We start from the raw sequence: 22,248 nt of genomic DNA on the forward strand, positions 1-22,248 counted from the left end.
GAATCCCGATTGACCATCCCGGAGGGTCCATGCGCACCATGAAACGCGGTCTTGCCGTCACTTCGATTCTCATCTGCTCCCTAATGTTGGGGATCCCTTCCGCGTTCTCCGCGCAGCTTGCGGCGGACGCTCCGCAGACCTACGTGGTTCGCTCGGGTGACACTCTCTGGTCGATCGCCGGGCGCTTCCTGCGTGACCCCTGGGCCTGGTCGGAGGTCTATGACGCCAATCCGGGACTCGGTGATCCGAACCTCATCTACCCCGGCGACGTGCTGGAGCTGACCATGGTCGACGGCCAGCCGCGCATCCGTCGCTCTGGAGGGGGAGGGGCCGCGCAGGGCGGCCCACGGGTGGTGAAGCTCAGCCCTCAGGTCCGCTCATCCCCCTTGACGCAGGCGGTGCCGACCATCTCGATCTCCGCCATCGGCCCCTTCCTGACCCGGCCCTACGTGGCCGACGCGGATGACATCAAACGGGCTGACTATGTCGTTGGCTTCCCCGATGAGCATCTCGTCGCGGGCGTCAATGACTCCATCTACGTGCGCAAGATCCGCTCGGCGGCACAGACGAATTTCTACGTCCTCCGCCCGGGAGACGAGCTGCGTGATCCCGACTCCAACGAGCTTCTTGGCTACGAGGCCGTCTTCGTTGCCGATGCGGCGCTGGAGCGGGTTGGCGATCCGGCGAAGCTCAAGATCGTGCGCATGGAGCGCGCGGTCTCGATCGGCGACCGCGTGATCCCGTCCGAGGAGGATCGGCCGCTGGCCAATTTCTTCCCCAAGCCCGCGCCGAGCGGAACCCGCGCACGCATCATCTCGGTGCTCAATGGCGTCTCGCAGATCGGCCGCTACGATGTGGTCGTCATCAACCACGGCAGCCGCGATCGTCTCGGCGTGGGTGATGTCTTCGAGGTCTACATCGGCGGAGAGCGGGTGCCGGACGACGTCAAGCGGGGTATCGCCAGTGCCGACTGGCTCATGGAAAGCCCCTTCAGCAGCGAGTTCTGGCTGGGGCGTGATTACGAGCGCAAGGGCTGGCGTCGCGACGAGCCCGATCCGGATTCCTCCTTCCCGATCCACGCCGACTGGCGCCGCAACCAGGGCGAGTACGTGAAGCCCTTCGAGCGATCCGGCATCGTCATGGTGTTCCGAACCTTCGATCGGGTGAGTTTCGGTATCGTCCTGCATGCGAATCGAGCCCTCCACGTGGGCGATTGGCTTGCCCCACCGCCCTCCTGAACCCGATTCGAGTCGGCGCGAGGGTCTCGTCACGGGAGACCTGCGTGACTGGCTCGTCATTGCCGCGGCGTCGGGCGTTGGTCCGAGAACCTTCGCGCGACTGCTGGAGCACTTCGGCAGCCTCTCTGCGGTTATGCGTGCATCCCCAGACCGCCTCGCGCGGGCGGGGCTGCGCGAGGCGGCCATTGCCGCCATCCAGCAGCCCGATGCGCGGAAGCTCGATCTCGCCCTCGGTTGGGCCGAGCAGCCGGACGCGCATATCCTGACACTGGCCGATCCGCGCTACCCGCTCGCGCTGCGCGAGATCCCCGACCCGCCGCCCTTGCTCTTCGCCAAGGGTGATCCCTCTGCACTCAACGAACCACAGATCGCCGTCGTCGGGAGCCGAAATCCGACACCTGGCGGGCGGGAGCTCACCGAGGAGCTGACGCGCCAGCTCACGCACTGCGGTCTTGTCATCACCAGCGGGCTGGCCATCGGGATCGATGGCATCGCGCACGCGGCGGCACTGGAGTCGGGCAGAACGGTGGCGGTCCTGGGCACCGGGCCGGACCTGGTCTATCCGGCGGCGCATCGCGATCTGGCCAAGCGCATCGTTGCATCGGGCGTCATGGTCAGCGAGCTTCCGCCCGGGCAGGGTCCGTTGCCGCAGAACTTCCCGCGGCGCAATCGCATCATCAGCGGTCTGAGTCTGGGTGTCCTGGTGACCGAGGCGGCACTCAAGAGCGGCTCGCTGATCACGGCGCGCGCCGCACTGGAGCAAGGGCGCGAGGTGTTCGCCGTCCCTGGGTCGATCCGCAACCCCATGGCCCGAGGCTGTCACGCCCTGATCCGCGAGGGCGCCAGGCTCGTCGAGACGGCGGACGAGATCCTTGCCGAGCTCGCACCGCAGCTGCGTGCCCTGCTTGCGGCGGAGACGCCCGCCGAGTCCGGGTCGGAGCCCGCTGCCGCGGGTCAGCTGGACCCCGAGCAATGCCAGCTGCTCGACGCCATGGGATTCGACCCCGTCGCCGCGGACGAGCTGATCGCGCGCACGGGCCTGCCGGCCGAGCGGATTTCGTCGATGTTGTTGCTCATGGAGTTGGATGGTCATGTATCATCCGTGCCAGGGGGGCGTTACTGCCGCTGCCGAGATCCGCGGTGAGGCTCGCCTGGGGGCTCATCGGCGTCGATCGCCGTCAACTCATCCGGGTTGGCGTCATGTACCGAGGTTGGCTGATGAACGAGAACATGGTCGATGTCTTGATCTATCTGTACGAGAACTACATGGATGGCGACAGCCAGCCCCCTGTAGAGCAGAGCGATCTCGAGGACGAGCTCTCCCAGGCTGGCTTCACGCAAGGGGAGATCGACAAGGCCCTGCGTTGGCTCGATGAGCTCGCCGCCGGCGTCGAGGCGCCGCAGTATCACGACCACACCCTGGGCTCCGTGCGCGTCTATTCCGAGCAGGAGTGCCAGAAGCTGGATGTGGAAGTACGGGGTTTGCTGTTCTCGCTGGAGCAGAATGGCATCCTGGATCCGGTCAGCCGCGAGTTGGTCATCGATCGGCTCTTGGCCATCGATCATCCTCAAGTGGTCGAGGACGAGGTCAAGTGGGTCGCGCTCCTGGTCCTCATGAACCGCCCGGGCCGGGAAGACGCCTTCACCCAGCTGGAAGAGATGGTCTACAGCGAAGCGCCCAGCTATCTGCACTGACCTGTTACCGGTATGCGGCGACGGGACGGCATTGGTCCCGACGCACCGCCGGAAACCGGCTGTGCCGCGCCTCTTCGTCGGGCTTGGCGTCCACCGATCGCCGCAACTTCTCCTCATCGAACGTCCGCTTCCTCCGATTGAACCCTTGACGTCGGCATTCGTCATGGGTTTAACCTGTGCGCCATTCACCCTCGACCTGCCCGACCCGAGCCCCGCATGAATCTCGTCATCGTCGAATCACCCGCAAAGGCCAAGACCATCAAGAAGTACCTCGGACCCGACTTCGAGGTGGTCGCCTCCTATGGACATGTGCGCGATCTGATCCCCAAGGAGGGGGCCGTCGATACGGACAACGATTTCGCGATGAAGTACCAGATCATCGATCGCAACGAGAAACACGTTCAGACCATCGCCAAGCTGCTCAAGGGGGCCGACGCACTCTACCTGGCCACTGACCCGGACCGCGAAGGCGAGGCGATCTCCTGGCATCTCTATGAGCTTCTCAAGAGCCGCCGGCAGCTGGGTAAGAAACCCGTGCACCGCGTGGTCTTCAACGAGATCACCAAACGTGCGGTACAGGATGCCGTCGCCAATCCCAGAGAGCTCTCCTACGACTTGGTGAATGCGCAGCAGGCCCGGCGCGCACTCGACTACCTGGTCGGCTTCAACCTCTCCCCCTTGCTGTGGAAGAAGATCCGCCGCGGCCTCTCGGCGGGGCGCGTACAGAGTCCGGCGCTGCGGCTCATCTGCGAGCGCGAGACCGAGATCGAGGCCTTCGTCCGTCAGGAATACTGGACCATCGAGGCGGATGCCGAGAAGGACGCCAAGTCCTTCAGCGCCAAGCTGACGACATTCGGCGGGGAGAAGATCGAGCAGTTCAGCATCACCGACGAGACGCGGGCGACCCAGGTCAGGGAGACGCTCGAACAGGCGGCTGGCGGCACGCTCAAGGTGGAGCAGGTCGAGCGCAAGCAACGCAAGCGCCATCCCGCGCCCCCCTTCATCACCTCGACCCTGCAGCAGGAGGCGGCCCGTAAGCTCGGCTTCACGGCGCAGCGCACCATGCGTGTGGCACAGCAGCTCTACGAGGGTGTGGATGTCGGCAGTGGCGCCGTGGGTCTCATCAGTTATATGCGAACGGACTCGGTCAACCTGGCGCAGGAGGCCATCGCGGAGATTCGCGACTATGTGGCGCAGCGCTACGGGACGTCTGATCTGCCGGATCAGCCCCGGCTCTTCAAGACCAAGGCGAAGAACGCTCAGGAGGCGCATGAGGCCATCCGCCCGACGTCGATCCTGCGCGAGCCCGCGGCCATCAAGGTGCATCTCTCGCCCGAGCAGTTCCGGCTCTACGAGCTGATCTGGAAGCGCACGCTCGCCTGCCAAATGGCCCATGCCCTCATCAATCAGGTCGCCATCGACCTGAGCGCGGGGGAGGGGAACCTCTTCCGCGCGACCGGCTCCGTAGTGGCCGACCCCGGCTTCATGCGGGTCTATCTCGAAGGCCGCGACGACGCCAAGGTCGCCGACGACGACGAGGAGCGGATGCTGCCCGAGATGAAGGTCGGCGAGCTGGTCAATCTGAGGGAGATCCGCTCCGAGCAGCACTTCACCGAGCCGCCGCCGCGCTACAGCGAGGCATCCTTGGTCAAGGCGCTGGAGGAGTACGGCATCGGTCGACCCTCGACCTATGCCTCCATCATCTCGACCCTGCAGGATCGCGAGTACGTGGTCCTCGACAAGAAGCGCTTCCTCCCGACCGACGTCGGGCGGGTGGTGAACAAGTTTCTGACCGAGTATTTCACCTCTTACGTCGACTATGACTTCACCGCCCGGCTCGAGGACGAGCTGGATGCCGTGTCGCGCGGCGAGGAGGAGTGGATCCCGCTGCTGGAGCAGTTCTGGAGACCCTTCAAGCAGCTAGTGGATCACACACAGGAGCACGTCAAGCGCAGCGATGTGACCCAGGAGAAGATCGACGAGGTCTGCCCCAAGTGTGGTGGTCAGCTGTCCATCCGATTGGGTCGCAACGGCCGCTTCATCGGCTGCACCAACTACCCGGAGTGCGACTACACACGCGACCTCAACGCCGATAAGGCGGAGCAGGAGGCCCCGGAGGTCGTCGAAGGTCGCTCCTGTCCCGAGTGTGGCTCCGCGCTGGAGATCAAGCGCGGGCGCTACGGCAAGTTCATCGGCTGCAGCGCCTACCCGAAGTGCAAGCACATCGAGCCGCTCGAAAAGCCCGAGGATACGGGCGTGACCTGCCCCAAGTGCCAGAAGGGCACGCTGCAGAAGAAGAAGTCGCGGCGCGGCAAGATCTTCTATTCCTGTTCCACCTATCCCAAGTGCGACTATGCCGTTTGGGACGAGCCCATCGCCGGCCCTTGCCCGAGATGCGGTTGGCCGGTGCTCACGCTCAAGGTCACCAAGACCAAGGGCACGGCCAAGGTGTGTCCGCAGAAGGAGTGCAGCTATCGGGAGTCAGTGGACGAGTCTCAGCCAGAGACCGCGGAATCCTGACCGGAGGCGCGCGGCGGGATTGCTTTCATCCCGCTGGATACCCTGCAGGCGGGCGTCAGGCTGTCATTTCAAGGCGTCTCGAATCCGCTGCCAGGGAAAGTTTCCCTTGGAGCCCGGGTATTCGCCACCGGGATCGACCTTCTGCTTGTAGCGTCGACCACCGCAGAGGAAGCTGCGATCGTCGACGGCGCTGTGACTCTTGATCTGCTCCGGCGTGAGGCCGTGGATGCGGACAAGACGTTGGAGGAGGGTGATGAGGGCATCGATCTGCATGTCGGGGAAGCTGTCCTTGCCGTTGCCGTCATTGACGAGCTCGATGCCGATCGAGCGCGCATTGTGGCCGCGCGCGTGATGCGCCACCTCCGCTTCCGGGACGCCGCTCAGGGTGGTCCCATCGCGTCCGATCAGGTAGTGGTAGCTGATCCCCGGATGGTCCTGGAAATAGCGCCGGATGGATTCCAGGTTTCCGCCTGGCGCATGCCAGAGTTGACCCTGCTTGCAGCCCGGACCGCCGGTCGCGTGGATCACGATGAGATCGATCTCCCTCGCCTGCGTGGGCGACCAGCAGGCAACCGTGAGCAATCCGATGAGCAGACCGGCGCGGGCGGGATTCATCATCATCTCCGTGCGGAGGCCATGGTCAGCCCCATGCTCGCCTGGTGGACGAAATGCTTGAAGTCGTCGAAGCTATCCGCATCCAATGGGCGGTGGCTTGGCCCCCTGTCCGCGTAGAAGAGGCCGATGCTCTGGTTATCGATGATAATGGGCGCGACCATGAAGGCGGTTGGGCCGGTGAGCTGGGTCAGCTGCTCGGGGATGAGCCGATCCACATCCTCTCTGAGGCCAGGCACCACCAGACTGGGGCGTTTGTGGTCCATCGTCTGAAAGAGGATGTCCTGTCCCCTGTGCGGCCGCGTGAAGTTGAAACCCTCCGACGAGCCGACCCAATCGGCCCCGAGCGCGAACTTGGCCTTGAGGGCGCCCTTGTCCGGTGTCGTCAGCGCGAAGACCACGCGGTCCACCCCGACGCCGCGAAAGATCCCTTCCAGGACGAGCTCCATGATCACGTTGAAGTTGCATCCACTGCCATCGAGCATGGACGTGAGCTCGCGCAGGATCTTGATCTGCAGTTTGGTATCGCGTTGAGGCCTTTGCTCCTGCGCGGCGCAAGCCGTCGAGGGGGCGGGGGTGTCGTTGGCCGCGGGCTCGACGCTGTCGTCATGCGCGCGACCAGGGAGCGGGATGTACGGCGCCGCAAAGGAGGCCCCGTAGTCCGTCACGACACTGGCGGCGGCCCGCGCCTTCTGCAACAGCAAGGCCCTCGCTTGGTCCTCTGGGAGTGCCGACAGGACCGCGACCTTCTTCACCACTTGGTCCATTTCTCCAGAGTGCCAGCCGTGCTGTTCGGCGCACCTTGCGATCTGTTGGCCGAGCATGATGCTGTCGATCCGTTGGTCCCTGTGTGCCGGGTGATTGATGGCTTCGTGCAGCAGCTCCGTGAGATGCCACTCGCGCACCAGCTGCCTGCTGAGCTGACTGAGCCGGAAACCGAGCACGCGCTCCTGCGCCTGCTCCGGAGTCAGATCCCCCTGACGCATGAGCTGTTCGACCTTGTCCGCCTGCTCGCCGCCAAAGCACCAGAAGGCGAGTTCGCCGATGCGGTAGAGCAGCGTCGCGATGAACACCTCTTCCGGCGACTTGTCTCCCTGTGCGGCGGCCAGCGCGCGCGCCTGTACCGCGGCGTGCATGGTCCTGCCGAGCTCACGGCCGAGCCGATCCCTGGCGTCCCCTTTGACGAGTGTGTCGATCAGTGTCAGCGTCAGGCAGATATTGCGCACGGCGTTGAGGCCGAGCACGATCACGGCGCGCGTCACCGTACTGATGCCCGTGACGCTCGGGTTGTAGAGGATCGAGTTGGCGAGCTTGAGCACGCGCGCGGTCATGGAGGCGTCCTGCAGGATGACGCCCGCGAGCTCAGACATTGGGGCCAGATCGTTCCCAGCCACGGCAATGACCCGTTGCACCGTATGGTCGAAGATCGGCATATTCTGGCTGCGGACCAGCTCAAGCCATTCGTCCAGACTGGTCATGGTGTTGGTATGGGTGCTCACACGGTCGAAACTCCCGCTCGGTTGGTGAACTATAAGTTGAGAGACATCGGTATTTCCAGCAACCCGGTTTCACCGGTCTATCTCCAGCGACCGCTGACGGCGCGTCCTGTCCTCAAGGGTGTCTCGTCATGTGGCGGCTTGTTGCGAGCAGGGTTTGCGCCGCCATGTCGATAGCCCCTCCTCATCGTCTGCGGTTGGCCGCCCGCGCGCTGCGTCGGGGCGGCGTGATCGCCTATCCGACGGAGGCCGTCTACGGGCTGGGATGCGATCCCTGGAGCCAGCCCGCGGTCATGCGTCTCCTCTCGATCAAGCAGCGCCCGGTTTCCAAGGGGCTCATCCTCCTGGCGTCGAAACTTGAGCAGCTACTCCCCTTCGTCGAGCTGATCCCCGGCGACCGCATGGATGAGATCGCGTCGAGTTGGCCCGGCCCCAACACCTGGCTACTGCCGGCACGCCCGGGAACCCCGCGATGGCTGACCGGGCGCTTCGATACCCTGGCCGTTCGCGTCACGGCCCACCCCCTCGCGTGCGCCCTCTGCGACGTCTATGGCGGTGCGATCGTCTCCACGAGTGCCAATCGGGCTAGACGTCCGCCGGCTCGGAGCAGCTTGGAGGTGCGTCTTGGGCTGGGCGCGCAGCTCGACGATATCTTGGTCGGCCAATGCATCGGAGCGTCGCGTCCTTCGACGATTCGCGATGGTCGCACTGGGCGCGTCCTGCGAATCTGACTCCTGGCCTTGATGCCGGCATCGGCCATGCGCGCCAGCCCGCTTCTGGCCATATGCTGGGTGAGTCCTTCGTTCATCCGATCCAGCGCGTGCAGGGAGCTGCCTCTCGATGCCCAACCGGTCGAGGAGGGGGCCAGTGTGGCCCAAGAGGTGAAATCACTCGGGTCCGCCGTGTCCCTTTCGGGGGGATGAGAGGCATCGAAGCAGAGATCCGGGTCGTTCTTGCTGAGTCGCTCGCGCATGGGTGTGAGCTGACTCGGCGGCGGCGAGCCGTGCTTCGCCCCCTGAGGAAACTGTTTGTTGCTGAGAGTCGAATAAAATTGATTTGACAGAGGCCAAGTCGATCTGAATAATACGCAGCTCGCCGGGGTTGAATGTAAACCGTCAATCCTGCGAAATTATCCAAAGCGCCCGTAGCTCAGCTGGATAGAGTACCTGGCTACGAACCAGGTGGTCGGGAGTTCGAATCTCTCCGGGCGCGCCAAATACCTCGACTAAAAACGGCTTAGATTTCAAGGATCTAAGCCGTTTTTTTATACCACTTTTAGCCGTATCTCCCCTTCGCCGCTTTCCTCAACGTGACTCGATCGTGACTCGGTGCCCTCCAATCGGGCGAGTGCCGCTCGGGTGTTCTCCGGCGCCAGGTGCGCGTATCGCTCCGTCATCTTGACGGTGCTGTGACCCAGCACATCCCGAACCTCGGTCAACGGAACCCCCGCTTGTACCAGCCACGCGGCGCAGGTGTGCCGCAGGTCGTGAAAGTGGAAGTCCTCGATCCCGGCTCGACGGCAAGCCGTGGCGAAGCTCCGTTTGACACTGCCGATCTGGTTTCCCTCCTCGTCACTGAAGACCCATTTTGCGTCTGGGCAATGTGTCGCTTTGTATCGCTCCCGCACGATGATGACATTGCGGGCAATCGCGTTGAGCGGCACAGTCCGGCGCTTACCGGCCTTGGTGTGCATCCCTTCCAGATAGATCAACCCAGCGCGACGGTCGACGCGCGACCACTCCAGGCCCAACAGCTCACCCCGGCGCATTCCAGTATGGAGGGCCAAGGTGATCAGCGGTCCCAGGTGCTCAGCCTTGGGCTCGGCCTCGGCCGCCCGGATCAGGGCCGCGGCCTCGGCTCGGGTCAGCCAGCGTAACCGTCCCTCGGGCTCCTTAAGCATCCGCCCCTTGACCGGATTGGGGAGCGGCCATTCCCATTCCCGCGAGGCGTAGGTGATCGCGGCGGAGAGGACCTCCATCTCTCGGTTGATGGTCGAGTTGCCGACCCCTTCACCTTTGCGCTTGCGGATGTACTCTCCGATGTCGCCACCGGACAGGCTCTCCATCTCCTGTCCTCCGAAGCTCTGGCGCAACCGCCAGATATGCAGCTTGACAGCCTCCTCGCTGCGAGGTCGCCGCTCACCGGATGTCCCCTGAAGGTAAGCGACCATCAGCTCATCGAAGGTGTGCGTCGGTTGCTCGCCCCATTGGCGCTCGCGGTGCGCTTCGAGCTTCCATTTCGCGAGGAGCGCTTCGGCTTCCTGCCGCTCGGTCGCTCCAGTAGAGCGTCTAACGCGCTTTCCGCTTGCGTCGACGTAGGACGCCCACCACTTCGGCGAATCGGGACGACGGTAGAGGCCATCCTGGTCCTGCTTGCGTTTTCTCGGCATGTGCTTGCCTCCTGCACATCCGGCCCCACGCAGCCGGAATTATTGCCCACGGGAATATAGCGGTCTACGTAGGCTTGAACGCTGTCGGCCGTGACACGCAGGGATCGCCCGATCCGCACAGGCAAGAGTTCGCGCGCGTCGATCAGTCGGCGCACGGTGCGCGGACTCACGGATAGCCGCTTGGCGGCGTGATCGAGGGTGAGTAGTAGCGGCTCGGTCATCGGCTAGGGTCCTCCGAGTAAGTGCCAAGCGACGGCGGCCTGGAGGGGGACCTGGCCATTGCCGAGGGCGGTAACGCGGTGGCTCCGATCGGCCACCCCATGAACCACTCGGTCCACTCTGGGTTCAATGCCCCACCAGTCGAGCGGAGCTGGTCGCGCAGTGGGTCCGCGCTGTTCGCGAGGGTCAGGGCGTTGCGTTTGATCAGCGTTGCCAAGCTCGGGCGGTTGCGCTGTCCTGCTCGGCCGGCCGATCCGCCCTGACAACTGCCGTAGTCGCTGGCCGTCAGGGTCGGCAGCAGCCGGACCACGCCGACTAGGCTCAAGAACAGTTCCCCCTGGGACTGCTGATAGCTCCCGCTCCGGCCGTCCATGGCACGCAGCGTCGGCGCGAGTGGCAAGGCACCACCACCGGGCGCGTAGGTGCGGGGCACCGACTGCGGCAGCTCCGAGCACACACCAGCGCGCGTCATACCCCAGGCTGGCCAGGTCGGCGAGGACGCGGGACAGTCCTCGAACAAGGATTGCTGGGCTGTTCTCCAGGAAGAGGTAGCGGGGTCGAAGAACGCCAGCGGTGCGGGCGACTTCCGACCAAAGACCCGAGCGTTCGCCGTCAATGCCTGCGCCACGGCCGGCAAGGCTGATATCTTGGCAAGGGAAGCCCGCATGCAGGCAATCCACGCGGCCGGTGTAATCGGATGGGTTCCAGTCGCGGATGTCGGTCTCATGGACGATGAGGCCAGGCCACCAGCCCTCGGCGGCTCGGGCGCGCAGGACGGCGCAGCAGTAGGTGTTGTGCTCGACCGCGGCGATCGGTCCATGTCCCAGGATGAGGTCGGCGTAGAGTCCGCCTCCGGCGCCGGCGAAGAGGTGCAGGGTGCGCATGGCTCGGGCTCTCTTTCACTGTTGGGTGGCACCATCGGTGGAGTCAGGGCGGCATCACGCGCGGTCATGGTGCTTGTCCTCCGCGTCGCGCGCCGGGACGCCCCAAATCCGCACGATCCGGCCGATGCCCATCGTCGCGGGCTCGCATAGGGCCGCTTGACGCGCGCGCGTCACGTTCGTGATCTTCAATCCCGCGATCCCGGTGATAACGGATCCCTCCAAGAAGACGGGCTCCTCGCCGGTGGCTCCGAGATCGCGCAGCTCGGCGAGGCGGGTTTCCAGGTCGTTCAAGGTCATCGATTGAGTCATGGGTTAGGCACTCCTGCGGGTTAGGTCCGGTTCGTGCGGGCATGAAAAAACCCGCCGCGGGAGACCCGGGCGGGTTTTGATGTGTTCAGTGTTGGCCCCGCTTAAGGAGCCTAATCAGGGCATGTCGCTATGCGATCGCATCACTCTCAATGACTTCTGCACGCGGGAAGTTGCCAGAGATGGCAGCAACTTTAGCGTCCCCAAAGCGCTACATACCAGACACTAAAATACAACCTACTCTATATCACCGCTCAAAGCTGGCGCCTTGACCTCCGTACGATTCCTTCATATTGGCCTGTGGTTTCTCAACCCAGATCGCCACAATGTGAGTGATCGCTATCACATACTAGCTCCACTACATCACGGCCTCTTGCGCTACTCGCAAAAATCGTTAGGTATCATGAAAGAGTCAGTAAGGCGCTGCCCTATCGTTCAATGCGGAACTACAACGAGAGCATTCGGCAACAACGGGGCATTATCATTCAGCGCGCCGAATGACTTGACGAATAGGTTAGCTGTCACCGCACCAGTTAGCCGCAGGGCATCCTGGCAAGCAATAGGACTCTGCGGGTCGGTTAGCACCGGCAGGAGCGCCCGAACCGGGATTGGACCCGTCGCGATCATTCTGACAATACCCCGATCTACGCAGATCAACGCTTGCTCTTGCTCCGAGTCCCAAAGTTTAGCTTTTGCTGTCTTATTCTTGGGGGATGGCACGCTTCGCCCTCCTCGCACTAGAATCGGCCCCGCCTGCAAACAGTCGCCTGCTGCATCTGGTGGTTGGTATGTGTCCCAGAGTTTCGGCACGCCGCCATTCATACAGAGCATGCCATCTGTGAGCCAGCTCCTATGCGTCGAGTTATGTTCTTTCCCATCGGTTCGCACATAACCTAGGGGCAGCGGAGGACTAAGCGAAGACAAATAACCACCAGATATCGCCGCTATAACGCCAGGGCTCGAACCGTATTCTTTCACGGAGTATCCAAGTGCGCTGCCATTCTTGCGGCCACGGTTCCCGAAGCGATTCCGATTGCGGTTGGTCAGGACATAAATGCCAGCCTTCGCAACGTCGACGTCTACACTCAGCGCGCCCGCTCTCCGCGAGCCCAAGATCAATGTCCCTCTTTTTGCAGTTACACCCGGCGCCACTGTCTTATGTTCATCAAAACTCGCGAAATCAGCAGCGATAGACACCGCATTGTGACTAAGCAGCGACAACGCAAGACTGGATAGTGCAACTCTAATGAAAAGGCATGAGGTTCTAATCATCGTTTCACCCAAACAGGGTCGAGAATAAAAACAATTGCATTCAGATGAACAGGTCGATCTGACTCGTCAGGGTTCAAGCGAAAGACTAACTTAAAGACGTTCGCAAACTCTTCTACACCAAGTTGGCTAGCTCTTTGGTGTAGAATATTGAGACCCGTTGGCGGATTCTTCTTAACATTACGGGCTGACTCAATTGCGGAAGTGATCTCGATCATATTCTCATCCGGAACATCGATCTCGATCTCTCTAGGTGCATTGTCGACTCTCAGGAAGACATTGCGTGGTTGTCTATCGTAATCATTGGGAACAACCTCGTAAAGAACGAAAACCCTTCTGGCGTCAGGGGCATACACCGGAACTTCGTGCTCAAAATTCTCGCTGTTTAATACCGCGTTTGTCTGTGTGGAAATTCCGATGGTCCCGGCAAGCGTCTTAATAGTGTGATCTCTTAGCGCTTGCTCTAGAATGGAGCCTTGCTTACCGATATCTTCGTTCAATACTGTAATGATCTTGTCGCGGAGCGGAGAGTCTTTCGCTTGGATTCTCTCGGCAAAAACATCCACTAAACGATTAGTAGCCTCCTGCTTCACTTGGTCCCAAAAAAACATGCCGGCCGCTAAGAGAGCGGCAGCGATCACCCCGACGACCCACGTGAACCATTGTTCGCGAAGTTTGTCAATCATCTGATTTGAACTCATGGAGCCTTTCCTGTGAGGATCCTGAATAACGCTAGAGACCTCCGCTTCACCAACTTTGTGTTCTTCAATTCTTGGAACTTCAGTGGTGTCACCATCACCATAAACCCTCCAAATAGCTAACGGCACCCGGACAGGGCGCCAAAACGAGCCGCCGTCACCCACCTCCGGACCGGGTCGGCAGAGGCAATAATATGCCTCAAGTTCCCAAAGAAGTTCCCAAAGAAGTTCGCGACCTAATTTCTCGCGCGGCACTCTTCGACGCCTGAAGATTCGCAGCAGAGCGACTATTTGTTACTTCCAATAGGGACACCATAGCCTAGGAAAATGCTTACTTATTTCTTAGCAAGAGACCGTGGAGCCTCAGACTATACGCTCGTTCGCTCAACCATTCGCTGTCGAGACTTGCGGCGGGAGTATATACGAATCATGGGCAGAATCAGCGTCCCCTCTTCATCTGACTTCGGACTCTTAACTGAGGAAGCCAAAATGTCCGCTCCTGGGACTCAGCGGAAAGTCAGGCGGTCCAACTCGTGCGCGGCTCTCTCAGCCGGACCATCCTAGTTGCGTCTCTCATGGTGCCACATTGTAGCCACCGTGCCGGGTAACGCGGCGAGGCAGCTCTAGAAAGGCGCGGCGACTTGTCACTGAAAACGACATCGGCGCCGCCTGACTGTCCCGGCGCGCGCAATGCCGCTTTGGCGTCATCGACTAGCTCACCTCGCGTAGCACCTCGGCCAATCGCGCCATTCACAGACCTCCAGTTGCCAGCGGGTATCGAGCCGGAACCATGCCTCGACCGGATCGGGGTAGGCGGTCGGCAGGAGGTCGTAGCGGTCCGCAGCCAGGGCTACGAAGCAGCGCTCGCCGGTCGATAGCGGGCCGATCTCGGCGCCGTCTCCATCCGCTCTGAGATGCTCGACAAGTGCATCAAGCCGCTCGGTGATCGGCATGCTCAGTCCTCCTGTAGAAAGGCCAGCGGCTCAAGGTCGTCTCGGTGGGTGTCACCCGCGAGGCGGGCGCGCCAGGTCGGGCGGCCGGCGCGGATGGCGTCGTACTCCTCGAGGAGGGCGCGCAGCTCGACGCCCCTCGGTCGTGTCCGTCACTGCGGGCGATCTCCTCAACGATCCCGCGCAGCTCGCGCGCAGCGGATTCGGCCCATTGCTCAAGCTCGGTCATCGGCTGGTCTCCAGAAATGAAGAAGCCCGCGCGAGGCGGGCTTGGATTCGGGTTCTGTTCAGTTCCTATGGCTGGCAGCTCGCGCAGTGGGTCTTGAGGACGCGCCCCTCAAGGTGCTGTCGCCAGCCCGTGGGGAGCGGGACGCGCGCGCTGGCTTCGCCGGGCCAGTGGTAGGACCGGGGCGAGGGTTGGCCGCAGCCGTCGCACACTAGCGCGGACCAGCGCACGGTGAAGCCGCGATCTCGGTTGATGATGGTCTGGGTCCGGATCATTCGGATTCCTCCTCGTCGGTGCCGATCAGCTGCCGTTGCTTGACGGCATCGGCTTCGAGCCGGCGGAGGTGTTCACGTAGGCGGGCGTACTTGCCCAGCGGCGGCGCTTGCACTGTTGGCTCGGTCTGATCGGTGGAGCCTTCTGCATGCTTGATCTCCGCGGGCGTGACAGGGCGGTACTCGGCGTGGCCGTCACAGTCGACGTGAGCACGTCCGGTGGATCGCGCGGTCGGCAGCTCCTCTGCTCGGATCGTGGCATCCGTCCGTCCGCATAGGCGGCATGTGATCCCGCTCATAGCAATTTCCTCCTAAAAGGGTATGTCGTTGTCGAAGTCATGAGCCGGAGGCGGAGCGCTCCCGTTGCCATTGTGGCGGCCGTGACTCCTACCGTTGCCATTGCCATTGCGGCGGGGCTGGTAGCCGGGCGGAGCCTGGAAGTCGTTGCTCTGCTGGCGACGCGGGTAGACATTCACCCAGCCCTGCCAGTCCGGCAGACCAACGGGCACGCAGTCGAGCTTGATCGAGGTGCCGCCGTCGTCGTGCTTGAAGACGGTGCCGATCGTGAGCCAACGGGCCTTCATCTCTCCGGTCATTCGGTCGGTGTAGTCGCCGGTCTTGATGACAAGGTCGTGGGTTGGTTGTGCGCTCATGACTCACCCTCTGCGCTCGTGGTCGTTGGATGGTCGTAGCGCTCACCGCAGAAGGGGCAATAGCTCGCGCTCAGCGTGGGCTTCTGCTTGCGGCTGCCGCTGATGCGTTCGAGGCGCAGCGCCACGCGCTCGGGCAAGAACGACAGGTCCAGGCTGATGGGGTGGACGGAGACGAGGCGCAGATCCTGGGCGCGCAGGGTCTCGCTGACCGTGTCGATGCACTCACACATAGCGCTGTCCTCTATGGCTCAGGGTGATCTCGGGCATGGTCGAGACCGCCTGTGTTTCCAGGGTGGGCCGTCCAGCGCGCTGCTGGGCGGGGTCAGTGGATGCTCTCGGGGATGAGTTGGGAATTGGCGGCGACCGCATCGCGCCAACGAGCGCGGGCGGCGTTGCGCGCATGCTCGAGCTGCTGGGCTCGCCGTTCGGCGTCACGGAGCTGGCGGCGCAGCTGGGCGGATTCCTGCAGGGCCTGCTCAAGGCGTCGCTGGGCCGTGTGCTTGCGCCACCAGAGTGTGTCGAGATCCTGGCTCATGCGCTGCTCGCGCAGGCGAAGCGCTGGCGGGCGCGCTCCAAGAATTCCGGGACGCTGAGCTGCTCGGCGCAAGCGGCGCGGGCCAGTCGCTTGATCGCGGCAGCAATCGCCAGCTCTCGGCCGGTCTCAATCGCGACAAGGCGCCCCGTGACCAGATCGGAAACGGCCCACGGCGAGTGGGCCAAGACCGGGCATGGCATGCGGTGAAGCCCGAGCTGCCATTCGAGCGGGTGGATCGGCTCGGCCTGGATGTCGTCTCGGCAGTCGCCCCACTGCACGCGCAGTGCAACGGCGCTGACAGGCGCGCGGTTGGCGGTCATCGCGGAATCCTCGGCGGGTGGTTGGTGGGACTCCCCGCGCGCGGCGGGGAGGTTCGAGCGGCGGCCTCTTCTTGCATCGGCTCGGCCGCGTGCCGGCTTTTGAATCGGCGCCCACAAAAAAAGCCCGCGCGAAGCGGGCTAGTCGGGCGGATGTCGAGCGAAGCTCACGCCATCATCAGCCGGTAAATCTCGGTGGTGGCGTCTACGTCGATGCAGCAATAGGTCAGGATCGCGGCAATCTGCCCGGCTCGATGCATGCGCGGGACATCGGCACCGCTGACGTATTGCTTCGGGCGCGGAATCCCGAAAGCGGTACAGACCAGATCCAGGTTCACAGCGAAATCATCGCGGTGTTCCATGCTGAAACTCTTGAAGAGGCTCATGGTGTCGGTTACTGGTTGCGCAGGTCCGCTCGCGCGCGGTTTCAGGCAGGCGGGAAGCGGGAGCCGATGCCGGACGAATCCGCCCCTGAGCTTCGGCAAGTCGAAGTTGCGCACGTTATGACCAGCGAGGGTCGTTTGCTCGTCGGCGTTCACGTCCAGCCACTGGCCCAAGGCGGCGAGCATGGCGCGCTCGTCGTCGTGCGTCTCGATCCGCCAGCCGTGGAGATCAAGCGGGCCGGGATCGCCCATGCCGCTGAACATCACGCCGTCTCGGTCGGAGCGGACACCCACACAGACGATCGGCGAAGCGTCGAGCAATGCGGCCTTATCGCGGATTTTCTCGGCGGCTTCGGCGCGTTTCGCTTCCACCGTCTCGGGCTTCCAGTTGCTCGGGGCTTTCCATGCGGCGATAGCGGCCTGAATCGCTTCCTCGGGGGCGTCGGTCGTCTCCAGGTCGAGCACCACAAAGCGTGAAGCTGCGGCGGTCTGGGTCAGGGTGACGACGGGGGCGGCTTGCGGTGCGGCGATCATCGTTTCCATCCTCCTCGGTTGCTGTTGTTGCCGTAACTGTCGCGGCGGCTGCCTCCCCAACTGCTCCCGCCTCCGCTGTCGCGCGGGCTCCATGTGTCGAGCGGAAGGCCAGCAGCGGCCATCGCTTCAAGAGCGGCCATCAGTGCCTCGGGCGTGGCGGCGCACTCGGCCGGCAGGCTGAAATACAGCCGGATCGAGCCGGCGGGCGTCTGCATTTTCACCGGGACCGCGACCCCGTTGATCTGGGGCGCGGCGGTCGGCGCACTCGCCCAGGGCGACGCGGCGGGCGTCGCAGTGGTCGGGGCTTGCTGCAAAGCGGCCATCTGCTGTTGCAAAGCCGCGAGCTGCGCGGTGAGTTGGGCGGTTAGGTCAGGGCTGGATTGATCGGTCATGATCGGCTCCAATGAAGAGACCCGGCGCTAGGCCGGGTCGGTGAAGGCTCATTCTGAGCTGTGCGGTTTGTCCTGTTCGCGCTGCTCTCTCGCCAGAAACGCATCAGCGGCTTCGTTCCATCGCTGAGAGCTCGTCCAGCCCTGGCGGCGATAAGGCGCGAACTCCTCCACGCTCAGAAAAACGCCCTGCTGTGTCTCGTTCGTGTCCGTGACCAGCTCGCCATAGATCAGGTTGAACATCGGTATCCCTCCAGATCGGTGGTATTCGCTTTGGCTCCGTCATCCGTGTGTCATCGCGGCGGCCTCCGTGGCCCAGCATTGTGCCTACGTGCCATCCGTGTCTCTGACCGCATGGGGCTTCAAGCCCAGCCTTGGCGTTGTCGGTTGGTTACTCGGTGCCGTGGAGCATCATTAGCTCGGTGCGGCTGTCGTCGTCATCGCGGGCGCAGTGCTCACAGCCGTCGTCCGGGTCGGCGATGACGCGCTCACAGTTGTTGCAGACCCAAACGCTATCCTCGGGGCCGATTGCCCAGCGCGTGCAGCCGCGCGACTCCTCGAGCCAGTTCAGGTCATCACCGAGGATGTCTTCGAGTTGGGCGAAGGTCTCGGCATCGCGGGCCGCTTCGGTGAGCCGCTCACGCTCGGCGGCGTGGATCTCGGCGATCTCCTCAAGGCGCTCTTGGCGCGCCTCGTACTCGCGATCCTCGCGAATCAAGTCATGCATGGGTGTCCTCCAGCCCGGCACGAATCCGGGCGGTGCTTTGGTCAGATAGTGGAAACCAAGGCGGCGACTGCGGCGCGGTCGCTGGCTGCAAGCTGGTTCAGCCAAGTCTCTAGCGGGGTGTCGAAGTCGGGATCCTCCGCGAGATAGGCCGACAGCTCGCGGCGGGCGAAGGCGCCCAAGCCGCCGTAGAGGTCATCAAGGGTTGCCTGATGCGCTTGGAGCTTGGCGCGCACCGCGCGGCGTTCCGCCTCTGCCTCGGCATCCTCGGCCAGCGCCTCGAGCCGCGCGTTCTGCGCGGCGGTGATGCGGCGCCATTCCGCCAGGAGCGCGGCCAACTCGGCTCGCTCGTCATCGCCCAGTGCCCGGTACTCGTCGATACAGGCGAAGCGCAGAGCCTCGAGGGCTTTGTGTGCATAGTTCATTGCCACCTCCCTAACCCGGGACGGATGCCGTCACACTCGGTATTGCGAGCCATTGAAAAGGCGTCTTCTTGCTCGGCCAGCCAGGCCAGCCCGGCGGGCGTATCGAGCCAAGCGTCAAACGACATAGCCCAGTCCTCGAATGTGTCGACCGGGCGGTCATCGTCAGTTGCAGGGTTGATGTGATGGAAGTCTTCGAGATACATTCGCGTTTCCTCGGCGCGTCAATGTTGAGGAACCTAAGCGGCTGGCCAGGTGCGAACTGGTCAGCCGTTTTCTTTTAGTGGCCGAAGTAGCGGCGCGATTCATACCGCTCGATTGCTGCTTCGGCTTTCCGCTCTGCTGCTTCCCGCAGCATGTAAGACTGGATCTCTTCACCGATCCGCTCCTTGTCCTTCTTGCCCATCTTCCGTTCCAGCCATTCGGCGATGCGGCCGCGTCGGTCCAGCAAGCGCCAATCGCAATCCGTGTAGCCTTGGTAATCCCAGTCGCTTGACCAGGTTCTGTGATTCGGACGCTGGCGGCGGTATGACTCGACGCCGATCAGGCATGGGATGCCCGCGACGCGGGCGGGGATCTCAGCGAGATAACCCATTTGCATAGCCTCCCTTGATGAACACAGCGCAGCGCCCGGCCTGGACGCTCCGATGTGCACACCCATCGAAAGCTCACCGGGGGTCGCCTCGGGGGCGGTTGCCGCTAGCCGGTTGCGTGATCCGGGTCTGTAGCCGAAGCTCGCCGGAGGTCCGCGACATCCTGTTGAACTGCATCCTTGGTTATATTTTATATCCTATAGGTGATATTTCAACCTAAAAATAACCTATAGGTGATATTTTTTGAGCTGATAACCGCCGAGACCTGCGAGCACTCCGGAAGCAGGTACCCAACGGCCGCCGAGTTCCGGCAGCGAGGCACCCGCAACCGGGAGCGCGACCACGGGCAGGCCACGGCGCACGACTGCCCGAGCCAGGATCAACGCACCCCGCGACCCTGGGGCCAGGACGACGACCGCACCTGCATTGCAGGCGCGAGCAACCGCGCGAGTACGGGCAGCCAGACGAGCCGAGAGCGCGATCGAAGCAGGACCGCCGGCCCAAGGCTGCACAGCGGCCCCAAAGCCAGCCGCGCGGCGCACCTCCGCGACAGCGGACGCAGGACAGGCTCCTGCAGGCCAGCCCGAGTCAGCGACAGGACCGAAGGCGGACAACACCGAGACCCGCTTCGCGAGCCCTGCCGAGCACGCGGCGGACAGCGCGGACGCATCCGCGCCGGTGCAACAGCCAGTGACCAGCCCGGCGCCAGAACGCAGCAGGGCCAGGGCGGCGCGCTCCGCGAGGGCGCGACCCTGGGGCGCGAGCGAGCGCGACCCACCAAAGGCCCAGACCGGGGGAGCGAAAGCGGAAACCGATGGGGGCAAAGCGAGATCAAGGCAAAGCTGAGACTGAGTTACCACGGCGACCCCTCCGAGTGGGTGACGGGCGAGCAGGACAGGACCGAGGACGCGCACAGCCAGGGACCGACCAGCGACAGCAGCCAGAGCGCCAGGGCCGCGAAGGCGCACACGAGCAGATACCCGAGCAGGGCGAAGACGGACCGGGCCAGCCAACCCGGCCAGCGGACACCGAGCACCCGCAGCAACGGGCGGCGCAACGGCAGGGGCAGCAGCGCTAGGACCAGCCCGAGCAGCCGGCGAGGAAGCGGGCCGGGCGCGGCTAGGAAACCGCGCCAGAAGGCCAGGGAGCGGGGGCGGCTACACCGCATGACGCGCGACCCAAGCGGCGCGGAGCTGGGCGCGAGCCTGAGCGGCCGAAACCCCAGCGGGCAGCCAGATTTTGACCGCGAACGCTGGGCAGACAGCAGCCAGCGGGCCGGCACGCCACACCGCGCACACAGAGCCAGGCCGCACCTCTGCGCGCCAACCCAGCCCGCGCGCCAGGGCCGCGAAGGCTTGCGCGAGCTGGAGCCGGGACGCTGGCAAGAACAGGCAAGCGGGCGGCACACGCTCACCCGCGCGAGGCATGCGCAACGCCCACACCGACCCGCGCGAGTGAGCACGGCACACCACGCGACCCGAGAACCGAGCTGGGACCGAACAGAACGAAGCAGCCATGACACCCCCTGAAAAGATAACCTATATGGTAATATTATATTACCTAAAGGGCATAATTTCAAGGTAATTACATTTAAAACAATAGGTTATGTTTGACGTGGAACACAGGAACAGACGGCGTACACGAAGCGCCCATGCTGATGAGAGCACCCGCTTCCCCTGGGGGACGGGAGGGGGATCTAAATCTTCAGCCGTGGCCGATTCAATGCGCTGCGATGAGGTTGGGATGAGCGCACGACGGTTGGGCGCATTGAAGCGGGCACCTCCTCATCTCCTGAGCGCGACAACAGCCCGCGGAGGAGACCATGCCGACGCTTCACACCCGGCAGGATCAGGAGCCCGCCGTGGAGTGGAGGCAAGGGTGGAGAGCGCCTAGTGCGGCTTAGCGAGGAACGAGCTTAGCCGCACTTGGCGCTACGACCCTTGCCGGAACGGAGCGGTGGGCTACCCTGCCGAAGGGTGTGAAGTGGCGTGCATGGTCTCCGGGCTTGCAGGTTGAGTGATGCCTTCGATCGTTCGGGTCGGGCAGCACGCCTGCCGGGACGCAGCCGGTCTGGGAGCGCGCGGTGGTGGGGATCAAATCGGCCGTGGCTCCGCTGAGGAACGAAGCGGGGCCACTCCGCCGCTTGGGAGTGATCGGGCCGCATGGAGGGTTGGGCACAACAGGGCCGCGCGCCGTTTGCGCGGCGCTGTTGTGCTGGCACTGAGCGGGCGGGCTTGGTCTGACCTGCTCGCCGCCGGGAGCGGCGCGCTCTCCAGGGACGGATACCATCTCAGGTTCCCGCGCCCCTCGTTACAGGTGGCGGTAGCAGCCCTCAGGCCGTGACGGTGTCACGGGTCACCGCGCCCGTGCGCGCGGCGCGGGCGTGATCTCTCAAGGTGCGAGCACTGGCCTGGCGGGGACCGTTGGGGCTGCGGTCCAACGGCGGAGGGTTGCCCCAGGCTGTGGGCTAGACGATGACCGCCTGCCACCAGGGCGGCAAAGCGGCGCGCTCCTCGGCGCTGAGATCGACGATCTCGATGCCGACGGGGTCGATCGCATCGCCGTCGACGATCACCACCGGCTGGTTGTAACTCGAAGCGGCATGCTCGGTCGTGAGCGCTGCCACGAACTCCTCACCGCTTATCAGATTCCGCACGCGCATTGCGTCCCCTCCATGATTCCAAGCTGATGGGTGTAAGCGCTTCAGAGCGGAGCTAGTGCAACAGAGTGGAAATCCCGAGACTGTTTAATCATTCATGCTGCGAGCGGCTTTCCCTCATAGGTCCAGCGGAAGGGTTTGGCCAACGTGCGATTGAAGAAGTCGATGAAATCGCTGATGCGTTTCTGAAGGTCGTCGATGGAGGTGAAGTTGCCACGGCGCAGGACTTTGCGCGCCAGGATCGAGAACCACATCTCGATCTGAT

At 63.5% G+C, this 22,248-nt stretch carries 26 protein-coding genes, 1 tRNA gene and 2 pseudogenes; 6 read left to right on the plus strand and 23 right to left on the minus strand.

The window, feature by feature from the left end; all coding sequences use genetic code 11:
• Window positions 1–29 precede the first annotated feature (29 nt).
• The 4 genes from CKO23_RS11030 to topA all read left to right on the plus strand — a co-directional run bounded on the left by CKO23_RS11030 (window position 30) and on the right by topA (window position 5,453).
• Window positions 30–1,238 (plus strand): LysM peptidoglycan-binding domain-containing protein, encoded by a 1,209-nt coding sequence (locus CKO23_RS11030; RefSeq protein ID WP_200330979.1) that lies wholly within the window; start codon window positions 30–32, stop codon window positions 1,236–1,238.
• Window positions 1,219–2,382, plus strand: a complete 1,164-nt coding sequence (gene dprA / locus CKO23_RS11035) for a DNA-processing protein DprA (RefSeq protein ID WP_440870567.1) — start codon at window positions 1,219–1,221, stop codon at window positions 2,380–2,382. Before CKO23_RS11030 ends, dprA begins: the two co-directional genes overlap by 20 nt.
• Window positions 2,383–2,456: 74 nt before the next feature.
• Window positions 2,457–2,933, plus strand: coding sequence for a DUF494 family protein (locus CKO23_RS11040; protein ID WP_200331027.1), 477 nt, complete (start codon window positions 2,457–2,459; stop codon window positions 2,931–2,933).
• A gap of 216 nt (window positions 2,934–3,149) precedes the next feature.
• The gene (gene topA, locus CKO23_RS11045; RefSeq protein ID WP_200330983.1) at window positions 3,150–5,453 is read left to right on the plus strand and encodes a type I DNA topoisomerase; all 2,304 of its coding nucleotides are present in this window, start codon (window positions 3,150–3,152) and stop codon (window positions 5,451–5,453) included.
• Between the two features lie 63 nt (window positions 5,454–5,516).
• Here topA and CKO23_RS11050 read toward each other — a convergent pair whose 3' ends face one another.
• Together CKO23_RS11050 and CKO23_RS11055 are read right to left on the minus strand one after the other, a co-directional pair.
• Window positions 5,517–6,068, minus strand: a complete 552-nt coding sequence (locus tag CKO23_RS11050) for an N-acetylmuramoyl-L-alanine amidase (RefSeq protein ID WP_242482360.1) — start codon at window positions 6,066–6,068, stop codon at window positions 5,517–5,519.
• Between the two features lie 2 nt (window positions 6,069–6,070).
• On the minus strand, window positions 6,071–7,564 hold the full coding sequence (locus CKO23_RS11055) for an HDOD domain-containing protein (RefSeq protein WP_346014597.1): 1,494 nt from the start codon (window positions 7,562–7,564) through the stop codon (window positions 6,071–6,073).
• A gap of 164 nt (window positions 7,565–7,728) precedes the next feature.
• Here CKO23_RS11055 and CKO23_RS11060 point away from each other — a divergent pair, with 164 nt between their 5' ends.
• Together CKO23_RS11060 and CKO23_RS11065 are read left to right on the plus strand one after the other, a co-directional pair.
• Window positions 7,729–8,292, plus strand: coding sequence for a Sua5/YciO/YrdC/YwlC family protein (locus tag CKO23_RS11060; protein ID WP_200330987.1), 564 nt, complete (start codon window positions 7,729–7,731; stop codon window positions 8,290–8,292).
• A 407-nt stretch (window positions 8,293–8,699) separates the two neighbouring features.
• Window positions 8,700–8,776, plus strand: a tRNA-Arg gene (locus CKO23_RS11065).
• 49 nt (window positions 8,777–8,825) lie between these two features.
• On the opposite strand, the gene CKO23_RS11070 is transcribed toward CKO23_RS11065, so the two are convergent.
• The 21 genes and pseudogenes from CKO23_RS11070 to CKO23_RS11160 all read right to left on the minus strand — a co-directional run bounded on the left by CKO23_RS11070 (window position 8,826) and on the right by CKO23_RS11160 (window position 21,950).
• Window positions 8,826–9,950, minus strand: coding sequence for a tyrosine-type recombinase/integrase (locus CKO23_RS11070; protein WP_200330989.1), 1,125 nt, complete (start codon window positions 9,948–9,950; stop codon window positions 8,826–8,828).
• Between the two features lie 71 nt (window positions 9,951–10,021).
• Window positions 10,022–10,171, minus strand: a pseudogene (locus CKO23_RS26720) (helix-turn-helix domain-containing protein); the annotation flags it as partial.
• The gene (locus tag CKO23_RS25605) at window positions 10,168–10,602 is read right to left on the minus strand and encodes a hypothetical protein (protein WP_242482361.1); all 435 of its coding nucleotides are present in this window, start codon (window positions 10,600–10,602) and stop codon (window positions 10,168–10,170) included. The pseudogene CKO23_RS26720 and the gene CKO23_RS25605, both read right to left, overlap by 4 nt.
• 4 nt (window positions 10,603–10,606) lie before the next feature.
• Window positions 10,607–11,053 (minus strand): annotated as a pseudogene (locus CKO23_RS26725) (DNA cytosine methyltransferase); the annotation flags it as partial.
• A 54-nt stretch (window positions 11,054–11,107) separates the two neighbouring features.
• Entirely contained in the window at window positions 11,108–11,362 is a 255-nt protein-coding gene (locus CKO23_RS11080) for a hypothetical protein (RefSeq protein ID WP_200330992.1), read from the minus strand.
• Window positions 11,363–12,627: 1,265 nt separating this feature from the next.
• Window positions 12,628–13,581 (minus strand): hypothetical protein, encoded by a 954-nt coding sequence (locus CKO23_RS11085; RefSeq protein WP_200330993.1) that lies wholly within the window; start codon window positions 13,579–13,581, stop codon window positions 12,628–12,630.
• A gap of 461 nt (window positions 13,582–14,042) precedes the next feature.
• Window positions 14,043–14,279: a hypothetical protein gene (locus CKO23_RS11090; RefSeq protein ID WP_200330995.1), complete on the minus strand. Its 237-nt coding sequence runs from the start codon at window positions 14,277–14,279 to the stop codon at window positions 14,043–14,045.
• Between the two features lie 494 nt (window positions 14,280–14,773).
• Window positions 14,774–15,073 (minus strand): hypothetical protein, encoded by a 300-nt coding sequence (locus CKO23_RS11095; protein ID WP_200330997.1) that lies wholly within the window; start codon window positions 15,071–15,073, stop codon window positions 14,774–14,776.
• Window positions 15,074–15,085: 12 nt separating this feature from the next.
• Window positions 15,086–15,427: a hypothetical protein gene (locus CKO23_RS11100; RefSeq protein ID WP_200330998.1), complete on the minus strand. Its 342-nt coding sequence runs from the start codon at window positions 15,425–15,427 to the stop codon at window positions 15,086–15,088.
• Window positions 15,424–15,657 (minus strand): hypothetical protein, encoded by a 234-nt coding sequence (locus tag CKO23_RS11105; RefSeq protein ID WP_200331000.1) that lies wholly within the window; start codon window positions 15,655–15,657, stop codon window positions 15,424–15,426. The genes CKO23_RS11100 and CKO23_RS11105 overlap by 4 nt, the downstream gene beginning before the upstream one ends.
• Window positions 15,658–15,749: 92 nt before the next feature.
• The gene (locus tag CKO23_RS11110; RefSeq protein ID WP_200331002.1) at window positions 15,750–15,962 is read right to left on the minus strand and encodes a hypothetical protein; all 213 of its coding nucleotides are present in this window, start codon (window positions 15,960–15,962) and stop codon (window positions 15,750–15,752) included.
• Window positions 15,959–16,282, minus strand: coding sequence for a hypothetical protein (locus CKO23_RS11115; RefSeq protein ID WP_200331003.1), 324 nt, complete (start codon window positions 16,280–16,282; stop codon window positions 15,959–15,961). Before CKO23_RS11115 ends, CKO23_RS11110 begins: the two co-directional genes overlap by 4 nt.
• A 164-nt stretch (window positions 16,283–16,446) precedes the next feature.
• Window positions 16,447–17,196, minus strand: coding sequence for a hypothetical protein (locus CKO23_RS11120; protein WP_200331005.1), 750 nt, complete (start codon window positions 17,194–17,196; stop codon window positions 16,447–16,449).
• Window positions 17,193–17,588, minus strand: coding sequence for a hypothetical protein (locus tag CKO23_RS11125; RefSeq protein ID WP_200331007.1), 396 nt, complete (start codon window positions 17,586–17,588; stop codon window positions 17,193–17,195). Before CKO23_RS11125 ends, CKO23_RS11120 begins: the two co-directional genes overlap by 4 nt.
• Before the next feature lie 48 nt (window positions 17,589–17,636).
• Window positions 17,637–17,828, minus strand: a complete 192-nt coding sequence (locus CKO23_RS11130; protein WP_200331009.1) for a hypothetical protein — start codon at window positions 17,826–17,828, stop codon at window positions 17,637–17,639.
• A gap of 148 nt (window positions 17,829–17,976) precedes the next feature.
• The gene (locus CKO23_RS11135; protein WP_200331011.1) at window positions 17,977–18,312 is read right to left on the minus strand and encodes a hypothetical protein; all 336 of its coding nucleotides are present in this window, start codon (window positions 18,310–18,312) and stop codon (window positions 17,977–17,979) included.
• 41 nt (window positions 18,313–18,353) lie between these two features.
• Complete coding sequence (locus CKO23_RS11140) at window positions 18,354–18,734, minus strand: hypothetical protein (RefSeq protein WP_200331013.1); 381 nt, start codon at window positions 18,732–18,734, stop codon at window positions 18,354–18,356.
• Window positions 18,731–18,937, minus strand: coding sequence for a hypothetical protein (locus CKO23_RS11145; protein ID WP_200331015.1), 207 nt, complete (start codon window positions 18,935–18,937; stop codon window positions 18,731–18,733). The genes CKO23_RS11140 and CKO23_RS11145 overlap by 4 nt, the downstream gene beginning before the upstream one ends.
• Before the next feature lie 74 nt (window positions 18,938–19,011).
• Window positions 19,012–19,392, minus strand: a complete 381-nt coding sequence (locus CKO23_RS11150; protein ID WP_242482362.1) for a hypothetical protein — start codon at window positions 19,390–19,392, stop codon at window positions 19,012–19,014.
• Window positions 19,393–20,177: 785 nt separating this feature from the next.
• Window positions 20,178–20,492 carry a hypothetical protein gene (locus CKO23_RS11155; RefSeq protein WP_200331017.1) on the minus strand — a complete coding sequence of 105 codons (315 nt, stop codon included), beginning with the start codon at window positions 20,490–20,492 and terminating at the stop codon, window positions 20,178–20,180.
• 1,299 nt (window positions 20,493–21,791) lie between these two features.
• Window positions 21,792–21,950: a hypothetical protein gene (locus CKO23_RS11160; protein WP_200331019.1), complete on the minus strand. Its 159-nt coding sequence runs from the start codon at window positions 21,948–21,950 to the stop codon at window positions 21,792–21,794.
• Window positions 21,951–22,248: the final 298 nt, after the last annotated feature.

Origin of the sequence: Thiocystis violacea (assembly GCF_016583565.1) — a bacterium.
Lineage (GTDB): Bacteria > Pseudomonadota > Gammaproteobacteria > Chromatiales > Chromatiaceae > Thiorhodococcus > Thiorhodococcus violaceus_A.

Coding starts and splice junctions, on each gene's coding strand:
- CKO23_RS11060 (WP_200330987.1), top strand. CDS start 7,729: ATGTCGATAGCCCCTCCTCATCGTCTGCGGTTGGCCGCCCGCGCGCTG.
- CKO23_RS11155 (WP_200331017.1), bottom strand. CDS start 20,492: ATGCGGTGTAGCCGCCCCCGCTCCCTGGCCTTCTGGCGCGGTTTCCTA.
- CKO23_RS11070 (WP_200330989.1), bottom strand. CDS start 9,950: ATGCCGAGAAAACGCAAGCAGGACCAGGATGGCCTCTACCGTCGTCCC.
- CKO23_RS11135 (WP_200331011.1), bottom strand. CDS start 18,312: ATGCATGACTTGATTCGCGAGGATCGCGAGTACGAGGCGCGCCAAGAG.
- CKO23_RS11050 (WP_242482360.1), bottom strand. CDS start 6,068: ATGAATCCCGCCCGCGCCGGTCTGCTCATCGGATTGCTCACGGTTGCC.
- CKO23_RS11130 (WP_200331009.1), bottom strand. CDS start 17,828: ATGTTCAACCTGATCTATGGCGAGCTGGTCACGGACACGAACGAGACA.
- CKO23_RS11145 (WP_200331015.1), bottom strand. CDS start 18,937: ATGTATCTCGAAGACTTCCATCACATCAACCCTGCAACTGACGATGAC.
- topA (WP_200330983.1), top strand. CDS start 3,150: ATGAATCTCGTCATCGTCGAATCACCCGCAAAGGCCAAGACCATCAAG.
- CKO23_RS11095 (WP_200330997.1), bottom strand. CDS start 15,073: ATGAGCGGGATCACATGCCGCCTATGCGGACGGACGGATGCCACGATC.
- CKO23_RS11110 (WP_200331002.1), bottom strand. CDS start 15,962: ATGAGCCAGGATCTCGACACACTCTGGTGGCGCAAGCACACGGCCCAG.
- CKO23_RS11100 (WP_200330998.1), bottom strand. CDS start 15,427: ATGAGCGCACAACCAACCCACGACCTTGTCATCAAGACCGGCGACTAC.
- CKO23_RS11030 (WP_200330979.1), top strand. CDS start 30: ATGCGCACCATGAAACGCGGTCTTGCCGTCACTTCGATTCTCATCTGC.
- CKO23_RS11105 (WP_200331000.1), bottom strand. CDS start 15,657: ATGTGTGAGTGCATCGACACGGTCAGCGAGACCCTGCGCGCCCAGGAT.
- CKO23_RS11115 (WP_200331003.1), bottom strand. CDS start 16,282: ATGACCGCCAACCGCGCGCCTGTCAGCGCCGTTGCACTGCGCGTGCAG.
- CKO23_RS11080 (WP_200330992.1), bottom strand. CDS start 11,362: ATGACTCAATCGATGACCTTGAACGACCTGGAAACCCGCCTCGCCGAG.
- CKO23_RS11140 (WP_200331013.1), bottom strand. CDS start 18,734: ATGAACTATGCACACAAAGCCCTCGAGGCTCTGCGCTTCGCCTGTATC.
- CKO23_RS11040 (WP_200331027.1), top strand. CDS start 2,457: ATGAACGAGAACATGGTCGATGTCTTGATCTATCTGTACGAGAACTAC.
- CKO23_RS11090 (WP_200330995.1), bottom strand. CDS start 14,279: ATGCCGATCACCGAGCGGCTTGATGCACTTGTCGAGCATCTCAGAGCG.
- CKO23_RS11120 (WP_200331005.1), bottom strand. CDS start 17,196: ATGATCGCCGCACCGCAAGCCGCCCCCGTCGTCACCCTGACCCAGACC.
- CKO23_RS11125 (WP_200331007.1), bottom strand. CDS start 17,588: ATGACCGATCAATCCAGCCCTGACCTAACCGCCCAACTCACCGCGCAG.
- CKO23_RS11150 (WP_242482362.1), bottom strand. CDS start 19,392: ATGGGTGTGCACATCGGAGCGTCCAGGCCGGGCGCTGCGCTGTGTTCA.